This window comes from Sedimenticola selenatireducens (genome assembly GCF_963675335.2).
GTDB classification, from domain to species: domain Bacteria; phylum Pseudomonadota; class Gammaproteobacteria; order Chromatiales; family Chromatiaceae; genus Sedimenticola; species Sedimenticola selenatireducens.
The window spans coordinates 831740-852752 of sequence record NZ_CAXXYC010000003.1 but is presented as its reverse complement, the minus strand read 5'-3'; the positions used below and the strand labels follow the sequence as shown (position 1 = coordinate 852752).

The window sequence follows — 21013 nt, the reverse complement described above, 5'->3', positions numbered from 1 at the left end:
TCCCGACACGGTTTTTGTGCGGACGACCGATCGGCCATAAATTCCCGGCAGGTGGAGTACAGGAACAGAAATCCATCGGCCATCGTTCGATTCATCTGTCCAACGGAGTAGCAAGTTGTCTCAGAACAATACAACCAATAACAGTGAAAGCGGTGAGGAACCACGAGTCGAGCTTGAAACCTTCATCCCTTACCGTCTGTCCGTGTTAAGTAACTTTGTTTCCGGCAGCATCGCTACTATCTACTCGGAGCGATTTAACATCAGCATCATGGAGTGGCGGGTAATCGCTGTTCTCGGTAATTATCAGCCCCTTTCGGCAAACGAGATCTGTGAGCGCACCAACATGGACAAGGTGCAGGTAAGCCGTGCTGTCTCCAGCCTGACCAAATCCGGCCGTGTGCTGCGCAAGACCGACAAAAAAGACCGGCGCAAATCCCAACTGAGACTGGCTGCCAAGGGCATGAAGGTCTATCAGCAGATCGTCCCCCTGGCCCTGGAGCGCGAACGCCAGCTGCTCATGCCGTTCAACGCCAAGGAGATAAAGGAGTTTGATCAGCTATTGAGTAAACTTGAAGTACGCGCCCGCGAACTCTGCATTACCAGTTAACCTACCCCAGCCGCCAGTCCCGGCGTCATGGGCGGGACTGGCAAACCATGCCGGATATCCGTGTTTATAGACATGGTGAATTGGTCATATCCGGCACTACAGGTCCTATCGATCGTCATCCAGACTGAACCGTATCTCCCAGGCTAATAGCCGGCACCCACCAAACTTCCGGGTTAATAACTATACTTTCCCTCATGGGAACCCCCTGGTTCGGCCCATTTCAGGGCCCCTTAATTAGCCTACTTTTTTAGATGTTGTTATTAGTTGCTTTTGCAACTATATTTACCGCAACTGACATATGTCATGATTTACAGTTTCACCGGTAACTAATATTCCTCAAACCGGACAGATAGAAGGTATCTCTATGAGCAAGAAATTTGCATCCCACGCTGATGTCGACGAGAAAACAGTCTCATTCGATAAACTGGCCGAGGGCGTTTACGCCTACACCGCGGAAGGCGATCCCAATACCGGTATCATTATTGGTGATGACGGTGTGATGGTGATCGACACCCAGGCGACCCCGGATATGGCGCAGGATGTGATCAGACGCATACGTGAAGTCACGGACAAGCCGATAAAATATGTAGTGCTTTCACACTACCACGCTGTTCGCGTGATGGGCGCCTCGGCCTACAACGCCGACCACATCATTGCCAGCCAGGCCACTTATGACCTGATTGTCGAACGTGGCCAGTTCGATTTTGATTCCGAGGTGGGCCGCTTCCCGCGCCTGTTCCAGGGCGTCGAATCTGTTCCCGGTCTCACCTGGCCGAGCATCACCTTTGAAAGCTCAATGACCCTGTGGATGGGCAAGCGCCGCGTCGAGTTGATGCACGTGGGGCGCGGTCACACCAAGGGTGACATCGTGGTCTGGCTGCCAGAAGAGAAAGTCCTGTTCAGTGGCGATCTGGTGGAGTTCGGAGCTACCCCCTACACCGGTGACGCCTACCTCTCCGACTGGCCCCAGACACTGGCCAATGTTCGCGCTTTGGGTGCCGAGAAACTGGTACCCGGACGCGGTGATGCCCTCACCACCCCCGAGACTGTCGAGGCGGCCATCAGCGGCACCCAGGATTTCCTGACCCAGATGTTTGAAAGCGTGAAGAAGGGGCGGGCTGCGGGAAAAGAGCTGAACGAGATCTACACCGAGACCTACCAGGTGCTGCAACCGCAATTCGGTGACTGGGTCATATTCGACCACTGCCTGCCGTTCGATATCACCCGTGCCTATGACGAGGCCGGCGAATATCCGGATCCGCGCATCTGGACCGCCGAGCGTGACACCGAGATGTGGCATGCACTGCAGGATGCGCTCTGATTTGAGCCGGAAACACATCCGCAACGCAGACAGATAAAGGCGAAAAGCCAGTACAAAAGGAGGATCGACCAACCATGATGCAGACCCACCAGAACCCAGTCTACGAGTATGTCCACTCGGCCGATCAGGACGCCGTCACCCCGGTTCACCACCCGGTGATCGTGGTGGGCGCCGGACCGGTCGGCATGGCGGCCGGACTGGACGCTGCGGCCCAGGGCATCCAGGCCGTGATCCTGGACGACAACAATACCGTCAGCATCGGCTCTCGTGCAGTCTGTTATGCCAAGCGGGCCCTGGAGATTCTCGACCGACTCGGTTGTGGCCAGCGCATGGTGGACAAGGGCATCACATGGAACCTGGGTAAGGTGTTTTTCCAGAAAGACCAGGTCTACTCCTTCAACCTGCTACCGGAGTCGGATCATCACCGCCCCGCGTTCATCAACCTGCAGCAGTACTACCTGGAAGAGTACATGGTTGACCAGATCCAACAATCCGAGAATCTGCAACTACGCTGGAAGAGCCGGGTAACGGCCGTCGAAGAGAAGGATAACCGGGTCGAGATCCGGGTGGAGACGCCGGAAGGCGAGTACAGCCTCACCTGTGACTACCTGATCGTGGCCGATGGCGCCAACAGCGGCATTCGCAAGATGATGGGCCTGGAGAGCAGTGGCCAGGTGTTTCAGGACCGCTTCCTGATTGCCGACGTGGTGATGGAGACCGATTTTCCGCCGGAGCGCTGGTTCTGGTTCGATCCCCCCTTCCACAAGGGCGGCTCCACCCTGTTGCATCGGCAAGCAGACAACGTCTGGCGTATCGACTTCCAACTCGGCTGGGATGCTGATCCGGAAGAGGAGAAAAAGCCGGAAAATGTCATCCCCCGACTCAAGGCGATGCTGGGTGAGGAGACCCAGTTCGAACTGGAGTGGACCTCGGTCTACACCTTCCAGTGCCGCCGCATGGAACAGTTCCGCCACGGTCGCCTGTTCTTTGTCGGCGACGCCGCGCACCAGGTTTCCCCATTTGGTGCCCGCGGTGCCAACAGCGGCTTCCAGGACACCGACAACCTGCTATGGAAACTGAAACTGGTGCTGGACGGCAAGGCGCCGGACAGACTGCTCGACAGCTACAACGCGGAACGGGTCCCGGCAGCCGATGAGAACCTGCTCAACTCAACCCGCAGCACCGACTTCATCACCCCCAAGAGCAAGGTGAGCCACACCTTCCGCGACGCCACCCTGCTGCTGGCCGAGGAGTACCCTTTCGCCCGCAACCTGGTCAACAGCGGCCGCCTCTCCATGCCATCGGTATACCGTGATTCCCCACTCAATACACCGGACGAGGCAAGTTTCGACAGCGCCATGGCACCGGGCACACCCAGTACCGATGCACCGGTCAATGACGGCGACTGGTTTTTGCGGCTGATCAGCAATAACCGCTTCAACGGACTCTATTTCTGCCAGACAGACGGCTGCCTCAGCCGTGAAGAGCAGGCGACACTAAGCGCTCTGACGGAAAACACGGAAATCCCGCTCACTATTCTGGCTGTGGGACTCAGCCCTGACATCAATCAACCCGCGGGGGTCAACCCGGTGACTGATCCCAAAGACATGCTGAAACAACGTTTCGATGGCCAGCCCGGCACTTTCTATCTGTTCCGCCCGGATCAGCACATCACCGCACGCTGGCGCGACCTGGACCAAAAGAAGATCGAAACCGCCCTGAACCGGGCCACCGGCCGGAGCTGAAGGAGCACAACAGAGATGATCGAGACACGCAAACTGAATATCCAGCCGGCGCTCAATCGCCCGGATGACTTCTATAACGCCCTAGTGGATATGCATCGGGACCTGAGTGAGGAGCAGAGTCAAATGGCCAACGCCAAGCTGATCCTGCTATTGGCCAATCACATCGGTGACGAGGAGACCCTGGAAGAGGCACTGAAGATTGCCGCTGAAGGGCTGAACTGACCGACCGACTTTAACACAACCGTCTAATTGACAGGAGCCACCTGTGGAAATCAAACAGATTCATCACGTCGCATACCGTTGCAACGACGCCAAGGAGACCGTGGAGTTCTATACCAAGAATCTCAACATGGACTTCCTGCTGGCCATTTCGGAAGACAAGGTCCCCTCGACCAAGGAACCCGACCCCTACATGCACCTGTTCATGGACGCCGGGATGGGTAATATCCTGGCCTTTTTCGAGGTACCGAACTCCCCGCCGATGGGCAAGGACCCCAACACCCCGGGTTGGGTACAGCACATCGCTTTCCGGGTAGAGGATGAAGCCGCCCTGATGGAGGCCAAGGCACAGCTGGAGGCCAACGGTATCGAGGTGGTGGGGCCAACCAACCACGAGATCATCAAGTCTATCTACTTCTTTGATCCCAACGGCCACCGCCTGGAGCTGACTGTCGTCACCGCGACCCAAGAGATGTTGGACGAGTTGCATGCCATCGCCCCCACCATGCTGGAGGAGTGGAGCAAGACCAAGAAAGTCGTCACCCACGCCTCCTGGCTGCACGAAAAGGAGTTCAAGGAGTAATCGCGGATTTACCGGCGCCAAGACACATTGTAGGTTGGGGTGAGCCTGCGAACCCCAACGAACGGCCATGCACTGATCCACCGTCCGTTGGGGTTTGCTCCGCTCACCCCAACCTACAGAAAGGTCAAGTCGTTATCTGTGTTTATTCGCGTCCATTCGCGGCGAATGTTTTATAAGACAACACCCGTTTCCCGGGTAAAAGGAAAAAACCATGAAACTGGCTTCACTGAAACAGGGGCGTGACGGCGTGCTGCTGGTGGTCTCCAAGGACCTCAGCCGCGCGGTACGTGCCGATGATATTGCACCCACCCTGCAAGCGGCACTGGATGACTGGAATGCAACTGAGCCAAAGCTGCAGGAGCGATATAAACAGCTTAATACGGGCAGCGCGACAGACACCTTTACTCTGGACATGGCACAACTCGCCTCCCCCCTGCCCCGCGCCTACCAGTGGGCCGACGGCAGCGCCTATGTCAATCATGTGGAGCTGGTGCGCAAGGCGCGGGGCGCCGAAGTCCCCGAGAGTTTCTGGCACGATCCGCTAATGTACCAGGGTGGCTCTGACAGTTTTATCGGTCCCCGCGAACCGATCTGCATGGCGGATACCGCCTGGGGTATCGATTTTGAGGGCGAGGTGGCGGTGATCACCGGTGACGTACCGATGGGCTGCAACAGCGACCAGGCTGCCGGACAGATCCGTCTGCTGATGCTGGTCAACGATGTCTCCCTGCGCGGTCTGATCCCGGCCGAACTGGCCAAGGGTTTTGGCTTCTTCCAGTCCAAGCCCTCCAGCGCCTTCTCACCGGTAGCCGTGACACCGGATGAACTGGGCGAGCACTGGCAAGATGGCCGGGTCAGCCTGCCGCTGTTGATCGATTACAATGGCGAGCCCTTCGGCAAGGCCAATGCCGGGGTGGACATGACGTTCAACTTTCCCCAACTGATCGCCCATGCCGCCAAGACCCGTCCACTCGGCGCCGGCGCCATCATCGGCTCCGGCACCGTATCCAACAAGCAGAACACAGAGTGGGGTTCGGCCATTGCCGAAGGCGGGGTTGGCTACTCCTGTATTGCCGAGGTACGGATGATCGAGACCATCAACAGCGGCAAGCCGGAAACCCCGTTCATGAACTTTGGCGATACCATCCGCATCCGCATGGAGGATGCGGCAGGTAACAACATCTTCGGCGATATTGACCAGCAGGTGGAGCAGTACGTCGGACCATGATGACACTGTACGACTACTTCCGCTCTACCGCCGCCTACCGCGTGCGTATCACGCTCAATCTGAAGGGGCTCGACTACCAACAGGCGCCGGTCAATCTGCTCAAGGGTGAGGATCACGGCACGGATTACCGGGCGGTCAATCCCCAGGGATTGGTGCCGGCACTGACTGTGGATAAGGCGGTGCTGCAGCAGTCACTGGCCATCTGCGAATACCTGGATGAGGTGGAGACGGAACCTCCCCTGTTACCGGGTGATCCACTGCAACGGGCACAGATCCGCGCCCTGGCACAGATGGTGGCCTGTGACATTCACCCGGTAAACAACCTGCGCATTCTCAAGTACCTGACCGGTGAACTGGGAGTCAGCGAGGCGCAGAAGTTGAACTGGTATCGCCACTGGATCGACGAGGGGTTCCGCCCGATCGAGCAGATATTGGAGAAAACCGCTCCCGACGGGCCGTTCTGTTTCGGCGAACGGGTGACCTTGGCGGATATCTGCCTGGTGCCCCAGATCTACAACGCGCGCCGTTTCGAACTGGATCTGACACCCTATCCGCGTATCGTGGCGATTGAGCAGCACTGCCTGACCCTCGACGCCTTCGAGCGGGCCAAGCCGGATAACCAGCCAGACGCACATTGAACCCGAGCAGTGTGCTGGTTATCTAATAATCAGTCCATTTAGGAATGTAGCCGCGAGGAGTGGTGCAAGGGTGCACCGTTTACGGACCTAAGGATGGAATGAACGCGAATGGGTGCAAATAGTTTCCAGGCTATCCCAACCTGTCACCGCCTGAGCAGGCAGGGTGGACAAGCGAAGTGCATCCACCAGCGCGTGTAGGTTGAGTGAGCCTGCGAACCCTAACGAAGGGGATTGCACGGATCCACCGGGCGTTGGGGTTCGCTCCGCTCACCCCAACCTACCGAAGGGCCGAGTCGTCCACCGCATTCATTCGCGGCTGATAATTTTTTCTCATGAATCGGCCAGCGGCCGGGAGGTGAAGCATGGGACAACTCTGGGATAACCCAATGGGAACCGACGGGTTCGAATTCGTGGAGTACACCTCACCAGAGCCGGAGGTACTGGGCAAGCTGTTCGAGCAGCTCGGTTTCGTCGCCATCGCCCGCCACCGTTCCAAGGCTGTCACTCTCTACCGCCAGGGCGACATCAACTTCATCATCAACGCGGAGAAAACCGGCTTCCCGCGCTCGTTCGCCCAACAGCACGGCCCCAGTGCCTGCGCTATCGCCTTCCGGGTGAAGGATGCGGCACGCGCCTATCAGATGGCCCTGGAGCACGGCGCCTGGGGCGTGGAGACCAAGGCCGGCCCCATGGAACTCAACATTCCCACCATCAAGGGGATCGGTGACTCCCTGATCTACCTGGTGGATCGCTACGGTGACAAGGGCAGCATCTATGACGTGGACTTCGTTCCCATCGAGGGGGTCGATCAGTACCCGAAGGGAGTCGGCTTCACCTACATCGACCACCTCACCCACAATGTCTATCGCGGCCGCATGGACGAGTGGGCCGACTTCTATGCTCGCCTGTTCAATTTCAGGGAGGTGGGCTATTTTGATATCGAGGGCAAGCTGACCGGTCTCAAGTCCCGTGCCATGACCAGCCCCTGCGGCAAGATCCGCATCCCGATCAACGAGAGCAGTGACGACAAATCCCAAATCCAGGAGTACCTGCACGCCTACCATGGCGAGGGGATCCAACACATCGCCCTGGGTACGGATGATATCTATGCCACGGTGGAGCAGCTGCGCCATAAGAAGGTGCCGCTACAGGAGACTCTGGATACCTACTATGACCAGGTGGACCAGCGGGTGCCCGGTCACGGTGAAGACCTGGAGCGACTGCGGAAAAATCGCATCCTGATCGACGGCGCCCCCACCGAGGGCCAGGGCCTCCTGCTGCAGATCTTTACCAGCACCGTGATCGGTCCGATCTTTTTCGAGATCATCCAGCGCAAGGGCAACGAGGGGTTCGGCGAGGGCAACTTCCGCGCCCTGTTTGAATCGATCGAGCTGGATCAGCTGCGGCGCGGCGTGATCAGCGACGATACGGCGAGCCACTGACGGCTCTGTTATGATCCTCTCCAAGTCGCAAAAAAACCGCGTAGGTTGGGTGAGCGGCGTACAGGCACCGCGCATCCAGACCACGACAAAACCCGGGCGTCGCGCAACCCAACGCATCCACGGTCGTAAAATGGTGTGTTACGGCGCACTCCCATATGCATTCCCACACAGAGCGTGGGAACGAGGAACAGGCAGATCATGACGTTTTCATTTCATGCCTGATCAGTGCTATTCTTTTATTACGTTTACGTAAGCGTAAAGCATATTACCGGTGGAGATATCAATGGCAGAACTGCTCTGGCAGCCAAAACCCGAACAAATCGAACAGGCGAACCTGACCCGTTTTCGTCACTTCGTCAATCAGAAGCATGGCATCGAACTGGCCGACTACCCGGCGCTTTACCAGTGGTCCATCGACCAGCCGGAAGCGTTCTGGTGCGCGGTCTGGGAAGAGGGCGGCGTCATCGCCGAGACCCGTGGCGAGACGGTGCTGAAAGATGGCAACAAAATGCCCGGCGCCCGCTGGTTTCCCCAGGCCCGGCTCAACTTTGCCCAGAATCTGCTGCGCCGCCGGGATGACAGCGATGCGCTGATATTCCGGGGCGAGGACAAGGTGCAACGACGGGTCAGTCATCGGGAACTCTATAACCATGTCTCCCGGGTGGCCCAGGCGCTGAAGGCAGCCGGTATCGGCCCGGGTGATCGAATCGCCGCCTACCTGCCGAACATGCCGGAGACTATCATCGTCATGCTGGCCGCCAGCAGCCTGGGCGCCATCTGGTCCTCCTGTTCGCCCGACTTCGGGGTCAACGGCGTGGTGGACCGCTTCGGACAGATCGAACCAAAACTATTGTTCGTCGCCGACGGCTACTACTACAACGGCAAGACCCATGACAGCCTGGAGAAGATTGCCGAAATACGCCGACGCATCCCCTCTATCGAACGGGTGGTGGTGATTCCCTATACCCGGGACACGTTCGCACTGGATGCGATCGACGGCGCCCTGCCCCTGGGGCAGTTCATTGATGGTTATGCCGCACAAGAGATCAGCTTCGAGCAGCTGCCGTTCGATCACCCGCTCTACATCATGTTCTCCTCCGGTACCACCGGAGTACCCAAGTGCATCGTGCACGGCGCCGGCGGCACCCTGCTGCAGCACCTCAAGGAGCACCGCCTGCACACCGACGTGAAACCGGGCGACCGCACCTTCTTCTTTACTACCTGCGGCTGGATGATGTGGAACTGGCTGGTCTCCGGACTGGCGGCCGAGGCGACCCTGCTGCTATATGACGGCTCCCCCTTCTACCCGGACGGCAACGTGCTGTTCGACTATGCCGATGCGGAAAAAATGACCCAGTTCGGCACCTCGGCCAAGTTCATCGACGCCATCAACAAGGCGGGGCTGAAACCGCGTCAGACACACGATCTCGCCAGTGTTCGCACCCTCTGCTCCACCGGTTCCCCGCTGGTGCCTGAGGCGTTTGATTTCGTCTACGAAAACATCAAGCAGGACATGTGTCTCTCATCCATCTCCGGCGGCACCGATATCATCTCCTGTTTCGCGCTGGGCAACCCGGTGCTACCGGTCTACCGCGGCGAACTGCAGACCCGTGGCCTTGGCATGCAGGTGGAGGTATGGAACGACGACGGCAAGCCGGTGCGCGGGGAAAAGGGCGAGCTGGTTTGCACCAATCCGTTCCCCTCCATGCCGATCGGCTTCTGGAACGATCCCGACGGAGAGAAGTACCACAGCGCCTACTTCGACCGCTTCCCCAACGTCTGGTGTCACGGTGATTACGTCGAGCTGACGGCACAGGATGGCATCATTATCTATGGCCGTTCCGACGCGGTGCTCAATCCCGGCGGTGTGCGCATCGGCACTGCGGAGATCTACCGCCAGGTGGAACAACTGGACGAGGTGGTGGAGAGCCTGGTAATCGGCCAGGAATGGGAGGGCGATGTGCGGGTGGTGCTGTTCGTGCGCCTGCGGGACGGCCTGACTCTGGACGATGCCCTGATCGACAAGATCAGGAAACAGATCCGCGCCAACACTACGCCACGCCATGTACCGGCCCGGGTCGTGCAAGTCAGTGACATTCCGCGCACCAAGAGCGGCAAGATCGTGGAGCTGGCGGTACGCGAGGTGGTGCATGGGCGACCGGTGAAGAACAAGGAGGCATTGGCCAACCCGGAGGCGCTGGAGCAGTTCGCCAACCGCCGGGAGTTACTCTCCTGAAAACCGACCGGCGCCCACCACTAGGGTGGGCGCCGGTCCATTGCGCTCATAAATCCACAGCTTACAGTTTATCGCATGCGTGCCATGCCACCCATTGGCCGCAGCTCGTCGGCAATCTTCTGCTGCTCGGGTGTCAGACTGGCGTAGAGTTTCTCTATGGCATCGGCCATTTCGGTCATTTGGCCAGCACCATTGCGCATACGCTCAACCCGCTCCGCCACCGTCATGCTCCTACCCGCTTCACGAGCTGCCTGACGTGCCTCCAGCCGCGAGCTCATCTTCTGCTTCATGCTCTGCTCAAAGGCTTGCCAGGCCGGCTCCTGTTCCTCGGTAATACGCAACTTGTACTTGATCATATCCAGGCCCTGCTCCATTCTGGCCGCAGGATCACCGGATCTGCCATGCCCAAAACCGTGGCGACCCCATTGCCCCTTGCCCCCATCCTGCATACTTACCGGCCCCTGACCATATCCACAGCGGTCATAACGGCCATTGGCGGATACATACGAGAGCGACGCGAGGCTGATGCCAACCACGGTGACTGCTGTAAGAATAATCTTGCTCGAACGTTTCATGATTTACCCTCTCTGCTGATGGAGCGGCATACCCCCTCCTGTAGGCACTATGAGAACAGCCGAATGTAAGCTGCCAATTTCAAAAGCACGCCTTTTTGTAACCCTGAGTAACAACGCCCGGGCTGTTACACTCTGTTACAAAGTCGGCCACCCGGATACCGGCTGATCGGGTATAAAGAGCCAATGGAAAAACCACAACACATTCTGGTGGTCGATGACGACCAAGAAATCCGCCAACTGCTGCAGGCCTATCTGGAGCAGAACGGTTACCGTGTGACCACGGTGGGTGAAGGCAAAACAATGAACCGGGTACTGGAGGATCAACGTATCGATCTGGTGGTATTGGATCTGATGCTGCCCGGGACCGACGGTCTGGAACTCTGTCGCAATCTGCGCGTGAAATCCAGAATACCCATCATCATGCTCACCGCCCGGGGTGACGAGATGGATCGTATCCTGGGGCTGGAAATGGGTGCCGATGACTATCTGCCCAAACCGTTCAATCCGCGGGAACTGCTGGCCCGCATCAAGGTCGTCCTGCGTCGCAGCACCTCGCTTCCTTATGATCAGCCGGAGTCAACACCCCAGGCAATATGTTTCGCCGACTGGACGCTGGACCCGATAGCCCGCCACCTCGTGTCGTCATCGGGGATCGTGGTACCCCTCAGCGGTGCGGAATACCGGCTGTTGAAAGTATTTCTGGAGCACCCCAACCGGGTATTGAATCGCGACCAATTGCTTGACCTCACCCAGGGGCGGGAAGCCGATCCCTTTGATCGCAGTATCGATGTACTGGTCAGCCGTCTCAGAAGACGCCTGGAAGATGACCCGAAGGAGCCCGGGATCATCAAGACGGTGCGCGGTGAAGGTTATGTGTTCACTGTACAAGTCAAGAGTAATGGTGCTCCGATATGAGGCTGCTCCCCCGCTCACTGTTTGGACGACTGACTCTGATACTGATTGGCGGACTGCTGTTGGCTCAATTTCTCAGTACCGGACTGCTGCTGAAAGACCGGGTCGATGTGATTCGGGAAAACACCGGGATACAGCTGATTCAACGGGTGGCCTCGCTGGTCTACTTGTTGGAAGATACGGAACCCAGGGAACGGGCGCGTATTGTCAGGGCATTCAGTACCCCGCAGTTTCGCACCACGCTGTCCGATAGTCCCCTGCAACAAGGCGTAGATGCCGTGCCGTCAAATCACCTGGAGATGCTATTACGGCAGGCGCTGTCCGAACGCACGGAGATCCAGGTGGCGATCAATCCCATCCACGGCAGTCGTGATCGGGAAAGTTCCTTCTGGCGGCAGCGGCGGGAGGTATCTGACCGACAAAACGTGGAATCCCGTCCGTCGCGATTTCGTCCCCCGAGAAGCGGATTTCAGGCCAGTATTCGGTTGTCTGACGGCAACTGGCTGAATATCCTGCGTCCGATCCCCGAAGGGGTGGAACAGTGGCCGTACAGGCTGCTCACCTATCTGGGTGTGCTGCTGATCTCCATCATCCTGCTCTCCTTGCTGGCGGTTCGTTGGGTTACCCGCCCCCTCGGCACACTGGCCGAGGCGGCACAGAATATCGGCAAGGACATCACCTATCCGCCGCTCAACGAAAAAGGCCCGCGGGAAGTCAGGAATGCGGTACGGGCATTCAATACCATGCAGGAGCGGCTGCGACGCTATATCGAGGATCGCAGCCGGGTGCTGGCCGCCGTATCACATGATCTGAAAACCCCCATCACCCGTCTGCGTCTGCGCCTGGCACTGCTGAAGGACGACGCGCTCCAGTCCAGGTTTGAGAAGGACCTGGATGAGATGGAGCAGATGGTGCTCGCCACACTGGATTATCTGCGCGGCACCGAGAGCAAGGAGAAACCGGTGCAGATCAGTGTCAATGCCCTGCTGGAATCCCTGCAGGATGATGCCCAGGAGCTGGGCTGGGAGATGACCCTGACAAGCAGTAAAACGGCACCCTATACCGGACGGCCGCTGGCCCTGAAACGCTGCCTGATGAATCTGATTGAAAATGCCGTGCGTTATGGCGAGGCTGCGGATATCCGCCTGGAGGATAGTCCGCAGAAATTAACCATCATCATCGCAGACCGTGGCAAAGGCGTACCGGAAGACGAACTGGAGGGACTGTTCAATCCCTTCTATCGCCGCGAGGAATCGCGTGCCCGGGAGACCGGCGGAACCGGCCTTGGACTCGGGATCGCCCGGAATATCGCCCGGGCCCATGGGGGCGATGTCACCCTGCGTAAAGGGAAACTGCATGGACTCGAAGCGGTGATCACCTTGCCCCGTTGACCAGGACGGGTTATTCGGACGCTGAGAGCGATCCGTGCAGTGTCAGTTGCGGGAACGGGATCTCCCAGCCGTTTTCACTGCAGGCATCCACACACCAGCGTTGAATGGCGCGACGCAGCCGGTTATACAGATCACCCGCCTCGCCCTTGAAGTCCGCGATGATGGCAATATCCAGTGACGAAGTGTTCGCGGCTGCAAACTCCACCCGCAGATTCAACAACTGATCACCGTAGCCTTCCTGATGTATCCTTTGCGTCAGATAGTTCTGCAATGCCTCAGGAATAACTGCTGTTATCTCCCGTTGCAGGGCGTAACTGAGACCAATGACCTCCTTGACACGGAAATTGGTCGCCAGGTTACGCGGCGATGCCGCCAGGAAATCCGCCATCTGATAGGTCACTCTGGCACCACCCCGCTCCACCAGCTGAACCATTTCATGAGAAATACCGGTGACCTTGCCCCTGATCCCGTTGCTCAGAATGACCCAGTCCCCCTGACCACAGGGAAACCAGGGATCATCGGTTTGAGATGGACGCGATTTAAGATCGACCAGCTCGTCAATGGGTACCCGCTGGCTGATACCGGCCACCGGATTGACCAGCGTGCTGTAGACGTTGATCTGCTCTACCCGCCAGGGCAATCCCTCCATGAAGATCCGCTCGCCCTCGCGTACCGAGCCTACATTGAGAAACAGCTGTATCTGGCTCCAATAGCGTGGCAAGGTCTGCCTGAGCGCCCAGGCGATGCCGAACAACAGCAGTATACCCAGGCTGAACAGCACCCAGTCTTCCACCAGATAGAATACTGTCATGGGGCCAAGAATTGAAAACAGGACAGTGAGCATGCGGTGTAGCAGCTCAACCAGGCGAATCTTGAAACTGCGATGTTTTGCCCGAAATCCCGGGATATAACGCTGCATTACCCTGGCGCTCAGGCGCGACAAGAGGATGACGGACGCCACCACCAGGAGTGCGATCGTGAGGTAGAGTCCGCGCTTCTGAAAAAAGGATTTCAGATAGCTCTGGGATGCCTCGGCAAACGATGTCTCAGCGGCATTCAGCTTATCCAGTTGTAACTGTGCCGCCTGCAGCTCACTCTGTATGAACGCCTGCTGCTTGGACCACTGCTCTTCCGTCTCCTGCAGGGTCTGCATCAGGCTTTTATTACTTGCCGCCTGTTTAAGTGTGTCGATATTGGCCAGCGCCTGGGTGATAACCGGCAGTTGCTCCTCGAAATAGTCAATTTTTTTCTTGAGTTCCGATTTCTTGCGAACCCGGGCGGTCATCTCCTTCATCTCGTCAATAGCGGGCCTGACCAGGGCGAACACCTCCTGTTGCAGATTGAACTCTTCCGTGACCTCACCCCGTAGCGTGGTAATATCGACACCCGCTGCGATATTCTCGAAATTCCGCGTGGTGGTTCGGAGGTCACTCTCCAGCTTTTCCAGCCGCTGCTTCAGGCTCGCCTTCTCGGCCTCTGACCGGGTGGACTGGAGCTCCTGGTTTAGTGTCCGGATATCCTTTTGCAACGCTTTTCTCAGCTCGACAAAAGAGCTGAGGGTCTCGATCGTGGAGGGTGCAACTGCTGCTTGCGGCTGCTGGGATTCCCCGTTGCTCTGCGCTACAGCCGTCGTTGCAATCAGCCACAGGCAGCACCATCCAAGCAGGACGGAGGCGCTATATTTGAGCAGCTTGTTTTGATATTTCACCGCATGCGAATTCCGTATCAGAAGTTGAATCGTCTTGGAAGCGGAATCAATCCACTGAGTCCTGAGAGCATGCCTCCTGGCTTCTTTTGCATTGACTCCGCCTCTTCCTTACAAAACCACCATACCGGCAGTTACCGGTCAATCTTCATCCCGGTCATCAACATCCAGCTGACCACTCATGCGGCGACGGATATGGGACCAGGAGAGTCCGGTGGCCATCACCGCAGAAATAACGACCAGCACGATATAGGTGAGCAGTGTGGTATTGCTGAGAGAAATGACCTGATAATGGATCAACGCCCAGACCAGGGTTCCGAAAAATGCCAACGCCAGCAGCGCACCGATCACGCCAAGAGAACGGGCGCTTGCACGTACATAGATCACCCAACCAATTAGCAACAATACGCCGGCCAGGGCGATCAGCGGATCGATTTTGGTCTCCGCTTCAGTCAGCCAGTGATACCAGGAGTAACCCGATGGATTGTAGGTTGAAAACACCAAAAGCAACGCCAGGATCCATCGAATCATGAATCCTGCAAAATTGAAACCGCGGTCCGCCATAGACTGTCCTTGATAAAATTAAGACCGATTGCCGCCACCTTGTTCTGATAGCCGTGCCGGTCGACCAAATCAATGATAATTTATAACACAGAATTGGGCAGACAATCTGTCACTATTCCGGGGTGAAACTTGTCCTGCTGATGACGGTCGATTTAATCGGCTGGTCCTTTCTCCACGCCAGGCGTTTCTTGATGGTGTCGCAGAGATTGGCCTGTTTTACCATGAACTCGCCACCGATATGGGTAAAACCAAGACGCTCATAAAACCGCTTGACTCTTTCCACATCCGCTTCCGGAACACGCTTGCCATATTCCGGCGAGAGCGGAAAAGCCTTCAAGGCGATAATGCTGTCTTCCACATCCACCATTTGACCGATTTTTCCCATCAGGGCGCTGCCAATACGCTGCCCCCTATAGTCCGGGTCAATCGTAATCTCGTTGATGTAGACCAGTCCACTGCACTCCTGCTTCTTCATACTGCCATCGGCCATTTCCTGCAGATAGTGGCAGCCATCGTCACCGAACGCCGTCTGGGAAAACTCCGATAGCTCGGGACAGACCGAGTCGAGCAAGAGTGATTGATTGACACCATCCACAATCGCCGCCGCCAAATCGAGCTTGTGACCATGTATCTCTCCTACCACACGATCGGAGCCTGAGGCATCATCCCATACAATTGATTTTCCGGTAAATTTGAGCACATAGGGAGCCAGCTCAGGATCTGAGTCCGGCCTTAGTGAAAATTCAAATTCGAGATCGGGCATTGGATGCTCCAAAAACAACATATTAGCTAATACTTATACTATAGTATCTTCGGAGTGTTTTCATCGGTTTTTTGTTCAAACGTGACATATATTGAACAAATAGTACTTTATCTACTTAGCGGCTGATCAACTTATCTGCGAGACTGCCGATATTGCTACCATTGCGCAAAAAACCGGAGGATACATCCATGTCAACCGCTGCCACTGCAGGCATGAAAATCGGCTCACTGCTACTGCTGGTCACTGCATCGATCGGAATGGCCGACGACTTGAATAAAACTTCGGCGCAAAAAGCGGATACCAGGGTGATTCCTTTTGACCTCTACCGGACACCCGCCACGGTGACACCAACGGAAAGCGAGCGCGCTCTAAACTGTCTCGCCCTGGAACGTGAAATCACCGATCTCATGCCCAAAACCTATAGCTATAAACCGGACTTTTATAATGACCCCTACCAGGGGGCGGCAATCTGGATAGGCTCCACGCTGTTTATGCCGGCCTATGCGATATCAGGATACGCCGGATATCTTCAGTACCAGGAGAATGGACGAATTATCTCGGCAGAGGAGCGGATCGAAACACTTCGACACCTGAAGGCACAACACCACTGTTTCGAGAGCTGACGGTACCTGCCTGAATTCAGGCAATGCGATTGAGCTGACGGGCCGCTGCAACTGCCGCCTGTCCCAGCGAAAGCCCCCCGTCATTGGCCGGCACCACGCGAGGACTCATTAGGGTCAATCCCTGTTCGCGCAGCCTTCGGCTCACGCCCTCAAGTAGAATCCTGTTCTGGAATACGCCTCCTGAGAGTACCACGGTATTCAACCGCTGTTGTCGGCAAAGCTGCAGCGCCGTCTCTGTTAGCGCCTGGATCAATCCTTGATGAAACCTGGCGGCTATGACCCCCGGTGCCACATCCCGCCAAAGATCCTTAAGCAAGGCGTGCCACAGTGGTTGCCAGCCCAGCACGCACTGCCCGCCAATCCATTCCATCCGGTATCCATATCCTGTTTCCTGCCCCTCCAAAAACTCATGGTCAATCAGGGCCTCCATCTCAATGGCGGCCTGTCCTTCGTGGCTCGCCTGCTCCCGGCAGATCCCGATAGCAGCGGCGACCGCATCAAACAGTCTGCCACAAGAGGAAGCCAGTGGTGAATTCAGCCCTCGCTCAAACATCTGCTGCAGGTTGGCAATCGGCTTGCTGTTGAGAAAGCGCATAATCTCCAGTTCGCCATAATCATTTGACAGACGATCCCAGGCGAATTCACTCAACAGGTGGGCGAGCGTATTGCGCCAGGGTTCATGCATCGCCTTGGCGCCCCCCAGCATGGCCGTGGGTTTGAAGTAACCCAGGCGTTGAAATTCACGATAATTGACTCTCAGGAACTCGCCGCCCCACAGGGCACCGTCCTCCCCCATGCCAAGACCATCGAGCGCAACACCCAAAACATCCGCTTGATCCAAACCCCTGCCATGCTCCGCCATACAGCCGACTATATGCGCATGATGGTGCTGAACGGATTCCAGATGGATCTTACGCTCCTCAGCCATCTGCTGGCCCCACTGGGTCGAGAGATAATTGGGATGATAGTCGACCACCACTACCGCCGGGTCATGTTGGAACAGTTGACCATAGAGTTCCAGGGAGCGATGATATTCCTTGATGGTGGCGCCGTTCTCGAGATCGCCCATATGCTGGGAGAGAATGGCCTGGTTGTCCTTCATCAGGCAGAAGGTGTTTTTCAGTTCACCACCCAGGGCAAGTATCGGTGGGGTTCCCCTGAACTCATCAGGCAAAGTGATAGGCGCAGGCGCATAGCCACGCGCCCGGCGCAATAATCTGGCATCACCATCCATCACCCGAACCACCGAATCATCCAGGCGATTCACAATCTCCCGGTCATGCAGAAGCCAGTAATCGGCAATAGCCGACAGACGATCATGAGCAGCGTTATTCGAGATTACCTGCGGCTCATCCGACAGATTGCCGGATGTCAGCACAATCGGTCGCGCCAACCGCCCCATCAATAGATGATGCAAGGGCGTATAGGGCAGCATAAAACCAAGAGATCGCCGCCCCGGGGCGATCGCAGGCGCGAGCGTTTCCTCCCCTCCCTGCCGCAGAATCACAATAGGTGCGGCGCTACTTTTCAGCAGAGCCTCCTCCTGATCACTGACGTCGGCATAACGGCGGATCATTGCCAGGTCGGTCGCCATCAAGGCAAAGGCCTTGTGGTAGCGTCGTTTCCTTGAGCGCAGTGTCGCAACGGCCTGTTCATTCCCCGCATCACAGGCGAGATGCACGCCGCCGATTCCCTTGATCGCCAGGATAGCGCCGGAGCGTAGAAGTTTGGCCGCAAGCTCAAGCGGTCCCTTGTCACTTCCCTCATGCAACGCTTTGCCTGCGACATCTTCCAGCCAGACCCGCGGACCACACGCCGGACAGGCATTAGGTTGTGCATGAAAGCGTCGATCCGCTGGATCACGGTATTCTGCCAGGCAAGCCTTGCATTGTTGAAATACCGCCATACTGGTAGTCGCCCGGTCATAAGGGATCGCGCGCACAATGGAGAGTCTGGGGCCGCAATGGGTACAGTTTGTAAACGGGTAGTGATAACGCCGGTTATGTGGCTGATGGATATCCTGCAGGCAGGCATCGCAGGTAGCCGCATCGGGAACAATACCGGTACGGATCTCGCCCCCTCTGCTTTCAATGATCTCAAACCGGGTGTATGCCGGTCTATCCAGCAATGCAAGCGGCTGTCGTTCGACAGCATCGATCTTGGACAGTGGCGGTGGTTGTTGTGTGATTAATTTGATCAGTCGATCTATTGCAGATTTACAGCCAATGGCATCGATCAGAACACCTTCGGCGTCATTCCATACCGCACCGAGCAATTTGCAGTGATTGGCAAAATTCCAGACCGTCGGCCTGAAACCGACGCCCTGAACCAATCCACGTATACGGATTCGCTCTGCATAGGGTTTGACGTTCATGGGTTAGTTGGGATCCGGGTCGGTGAAATATTGTACAAGTGTACCCCTACCCCCCTTTTCGGGCGAAGTAGAAAACACCGGTTTTCCGGTATCTGCTTCAGTGATCCTGACCCAGTCCCTCCAGAACCGCTTCAGCCAACTCTTCGGTAACAAACTTCGTCAAGGCGGCATTTGCCCCGCTGGCCGTGGCATACTCCTTACTGACGGCGCCTGCCAGCGAGGTATGGAGCAGTATATAAACCGAAGCGAAATCCTGATCCTTGCGCAGTTCCCGAGTCAGCGTGTAACCATCCATCTCAGGCATCTCGATATCCGAAATGATCAGATCAACAGTACGCCCTTCTGCATGCAGTGCGTGCAATAATTGCAGGGCCTCTTTACCGTCGTTGGCCATCACCGGATCTATACCAATCATCGCCAGAGTCTGGGAGACCTGCTTTCTGGCAAGCCCGGAGTCATCCACCACAAGGATCAACTTTCTGCGCAACAGCTCAAGTTGTTCATCCGAGAGGCTAACACCCTTTCCGGTGCTGTCCTTGGGTGGTGCAACCTCATTCAGCACGCGCTCAACATCAATCACCTCTACAATCTTATCGTCGATATTAATCACACCCGTTATGTAATTAAAGCGTCCAGACGAAGCCGGTGGAGGTTGTATGGCATCCCACCCAAGCGGAATTATCTTATCCACTTTTTTAACCAGAAAGCCCTGCAGAGAACGATTGAATTCTGAAATAATGATTGAACAATCGGCAAATTCCGCTACATCCTTGGTTGTAGTCATACCCAATGCACTGGAAAGATCAATTACCGGGAATGGCTGTCCACGCAGACGGGCGATGCCAATAATCGCAGGATTGGCCCCGGGAAGTGTGTTCATCGCATGGTAGGGGATGATCTCCTTAATCTTCAGAACATTGATGCCGAATACCTGGCGACCAAAAAGGGTAAACAGCAGCATGCGCTGTTGTGTCCTGTTTTGATTTTTTTGCTGATTTGAATTTTCAGTAGTCACAAACAATACGTGTGTTATTGAGTTAACGACGACGATGGGCAGGAACCAACAGTCTCTCCACTCCACCATGCTCGAAATAGTCTAGCGACCGACCTCATCATAACTTGAACCCGGTTACTGTTTCATCGACCCGATTTATCCTAATACCACACTGGTAAAACGGGCGACCAGAGTATTCCAAGGCGCTGAATTTGATTTAGCAAGGGTGATTGCTAATTTAGTCTTGACGAAGAAATCATAAAATTATTGCGCGTTGTTTAAGTAAGGTATCGCTATTATCTGTAAAACTATTGAATATTTTTCATAATTTCCAAATAAAGTATTGGCAACAGTATTCAACTTTGGCAATATTCGATCTGTGGGATACTCAACTACCCGTCGCATTTCATACACTCTTATGGGGAACCTCAGATGGTCACGAAAAAAGCAAGAACCACAAAAAAACGCGTTGCTAAAAAAACGGCAGCCCGTGCAACAAAAACTACTGCCGCCAAGAAGGCAGCACCCAGCATCTCTCCTGTAGCACAACTCGAACAGTCAATTGCCAAATCACAAGCTCAACTGACCAAGCTTTACGAAAAAGACGCGGCACAGGCACAAAAGAGTGTAGAAAAAATCAAGGGCCAACTGGATAAGGCGGTAGCCAGACAGGCGGTACTGCGCGATAAAAAGAACGCTGCAGCGGAAAAGGCCACCACCAACCGTACCGCAGCCGCAAAGAAACAGGTAGAAAAGTCACGCGAGGCGCTGCGTATCGCAGGTCAAAAGGTATCCGAGCTGCGTGAGCAGATGAAAAACGCCAAACAGGCTCTCAAAGAAGCGAGCGACACACAGAAGAAGTCTGCCGCGCAACAGAAGGCACTGGAAAAATTCGAAAGCGACTGGACCAAGGCCAATGCCCCCAAGAAGAAGCGGAAGGCAAGCGCCAAACGTCGTCCGCGCAAGACCGCAGCCCGGAAATCGGCTGCAATGGCTGCCGCTACCACCGAAACTGCGGCAAGCGAATAAAACACCAACGGGATGCCGGGTCGACCTGCATCCAGACAGCAAAAAGCCCGCTCCCGAGATTGCA

At 56.2% G+C, this 21013-nt stretch carries 19 protein-coding genes; 13 read left to right on the top strand and 6 right to left on the bottom strand.

Annotation, left to right across the window (positions count from 1 at the left end):
• Window positions 1–115: 115 nt before the first annotated feature.
• The 9 genes from ACHZBF_RS07655 (at window position 116) to ACHZBF_RS07615 (ending at window position 10019) form a co-directional block, all read left to right on the top strand.
• A complete protein-coding gene (locus tag ACHZBF_RS07655) occupies window positions 116–607 on the top strand; it encodes a MarR family winged helix-turn-helix transcriptional regulator (protein ID WP_273437749.1) in 492 nt (163 codons plus the stop codon).
• A gap of 364 nt (window positions 608–971) precedes the next feature.
• Window positions 972–1928 (top strand): MBL fold metallo-hydrolase, encoded by a 957-nt coding sequence (locus tag ACHZBF_RS07650; RefSeq protein ID WP_335342960.1) that lies wholly within the window; start codon window positions 972–974, stop codon window positions 1926–1928.
• 74 nt (window positions 1929–2002) lie between these two features.
• Complete coding sequence (locus ACHZBF_RS07645; RefSeq protein WP_321528108.1) at window positions 2003–3673, top strand: FAD-dependent oxidoreductase; 1671 nt, start codon at window positions 2003–2005, stop codon at window positions 3671–3673.
• Window positions 3674–3688: 15 nt separating this feature from the next.
• On the top strand, window positions 3689–3895 hold the full coding sequence (locus ACHZBF_RS07640) for a DUF2783 domain-containing protein (protein WP_273437750.1): 207 nt from the start codon (window positions 3689–3691) through the stop codon (window positions 3893–3895).
• 43 nt (window positions 3896–3938) lie between these two features.
• Window positions 3939–4475: a VOC family protein gene (locus tag ACHZBF_RS07635; protein WP_029132373.1), complete on the top strand. Its 537-nt coding sequence runs from the start codon at window positions 3939–3941 to the stop codon at window positions 4473–4475.
• A gap of 211 nt (window positions 4476–4686) precedes the next feature.
• The gene (locus ACHZBF_RS07630; protein ID WP_321528107.1) at window positions 4687–5703 is read left to right on the top strand and encodes a fumarylacetoacetate hydrolase family protein; all 1017 of its coding nucleotides are present in this window, start codon (window positions 4687–4689) and stop codon (window positions 5701–5703) included.
• Window positions 5700–6341: a maleylacetoacetate isomerase gene (maiA, locus tag ACHZBF_RS07625; protein WP_321528106.1), complete on the top strand. Its 642-nt coding sequence runs from the start codon at window positions 5700–5702 to the stop codon at window positions 6339–6341. The genes ACHZBF_RS07630 and maiA overlap by 4 nt, the downstream gene beginning before the upstream one ends.
• A 362-nt stretch (window positions 6342–6703) precedes the next feature.
• Window positions 6704–7783, top strand: a complete 1080-nt coding sequence (gene hppD / locus ACHZBF_RS07620; RefSeq protein WP_321528105.1) for a 4-hydroxyphenylpyruvate dioxygenase — start codon at window positions 6704–6706, stop codon at window positions 7781–7783.
• Window positions 7784–8066: 283 nt separating this feature from the next.
• Window positions 8067–10019: an acetoacetate--CoA ligase gene (locus ACHZBF_RS07615; RefSeq protein ID WP_321528104.1), complete on the top strand. Its 1953-nt coding sequence runs from the start codon at window positions 8067–8069 to the stop codon at window positions 10017–10019.
• A 68-nt stretch (window positions 10020–10087) separates the two neighbouring features.
• Here ACHZBF_RS07615 and ACHZBF_RS07610 read toward each other — a convergent pair whose 3' ends face one another.
• The gene (locus ACHZBF_RS07610; protein ID WP_273437756.1) at window positions 10088–10594 is read right to left on the bottom strand and encodes a Spy/CpxP family protein refolding chaperone; all 507 of its coding nucleotides are present in this window, start codon (window positions 10592–10594) and stop codon (window positions 10088–10090) included.
• Between the two features lie 183 nt (window positions 10595–10777).
• Here ACHZBF_RS07610 and ACHZBF_RS07605 point away from each other — a divergent pair, with 183 nt between their 5' ends.
• Together ACHZBF_RS07605 and ACHZBF_RS07600 are read left to right on the top strand one after the other, a co-directional pair.
• Complete coding sequence (locus ACHZBF_RS07605; protein WP_029132368.1) at window positions 10778–11509, top strand: response regulator; 732 nt, start codon at window positions 10778–10780, stop codon at window positions 11507–11509.
• A complete protein-coding gene (locus tag ACHZBF_RS07600) occupies window positions 11506–12897 on the top strand; it encodes an ATP-binding protein (RefSeq protein ID WP_321528103.1) in 1392 nt (463 codons plus the stop codon). The genes ACHZBF_RS07605 and ACHZBF_RS07600 overlap by 4 nt, the downstream gene beginning before the upstream one ends.
• 10 nt (window positions 12898–12907) lie before the next feature.
• Here the strand turns inward: ACHZBF_RS07600 and ACHZBF_RS07595 are convergent, their stop codons facing one another.
• From ACHZBF_RS07595 to ACHZBF_RS07585, 3 genes are all read right to left on the bottom strand, one after another.
• A complete protein-coding gene (locus tag ACHZBF_RS07595) occupies window positions 12908–14605 on the bottom strand; it encodes a hypothetical protein (RefSeq protein ID WP_321528102.1) in 1698 nt (565 codons plus the stop codon).
• 138 nt (window positions 14606–14743) lie between these two features.
• Window positions 14744–15133 (bottom strand): DUF6524 family protein, encoded by a 390-nt coding sequence (locus tag ACHZBF_RS07590; protein ID WP_245621661.1) that lies wholly within the window; start codon window positions 15131–15133, stop codon window positions 14744–14746.
• Window positions 15134–15278: 145 nt separating this feature from the next.
• Window positions 15279–15929 (bottom strand): GNAT family N-acetyltransferase, encoded by a 651-nt coding sequence (locus ACHZBF_RS07585; protein ID WP_321528101.1) that lies wholly within the window; start codon window positions 15927–15929, stop codon window positions 15279–15281.
• Window positions 15930–16117: 188 nt separating this feature from the next.
• On the opposite strand from ACHZBF_RS07585, the gene ACHZBF_RS07580 reads away from it, so the two are divergent.
• Complete coding sequence (locus ACHZBF_RS07580) at window positions 16118–16552, top strand: hypothetical protein (RefSeq protein WP_273437762.1); 435 nt, start codon at window positions 16118–16120, stop codon at window positions 16550–16552.
• Window positions 16553–16568: 16 nt separating this feature from the next.
• Here the strand turns inward: ACHZBF_RS07580 and hypF are convergent, their stop codons facing one another.
• Both hypF and ACHZBF_RS07570 read right to left on the bottom strand, forming a co-directional pair.
• The gene (gene hypF, locus ACHZBF_RS07575) at window positions 16569–18926 is read right to left on the bottom strand and encodes a carbamoyltransferase HypF (protein WP_321528100.1); all 2358 of its coding nucleotides are present in this window, start codon (window positions 18924–18926) and stop codon (window positions 16569–16571) included.
• Between the two features lie 97 nt (window positions 18927–19023).
• Window positions 19024–19887: a chemotaxis protein gene (locus ACHZBF_RS07570; RefSeq protein ID WP_321528099.1), complete on the bottom strand. Its 864-nt coding sequence runs from the start codon at window positions 19885–19887 to the stop codon at window positions 19024–19026.
• A 465-nt stretch (window positions 19888–20352) separates the two neighbouring features.
• On the opposite strand from ACHZBF_RS07570, the gene ACHZBF_RS07565 reads away from it, so the two are divergent.
• On the top strand, window positions 20353–20949 hold the full coding sequence (locus ACHZBF_RS07565; protein ID WP_321528098.1) for a hypothetical protein: 597 nt from the start codon (window positions 20353–20355) through the stop codon (window positions 20947–20949).
• Window positions 20950–21013 lie beyond the last annotated feature (64 nt).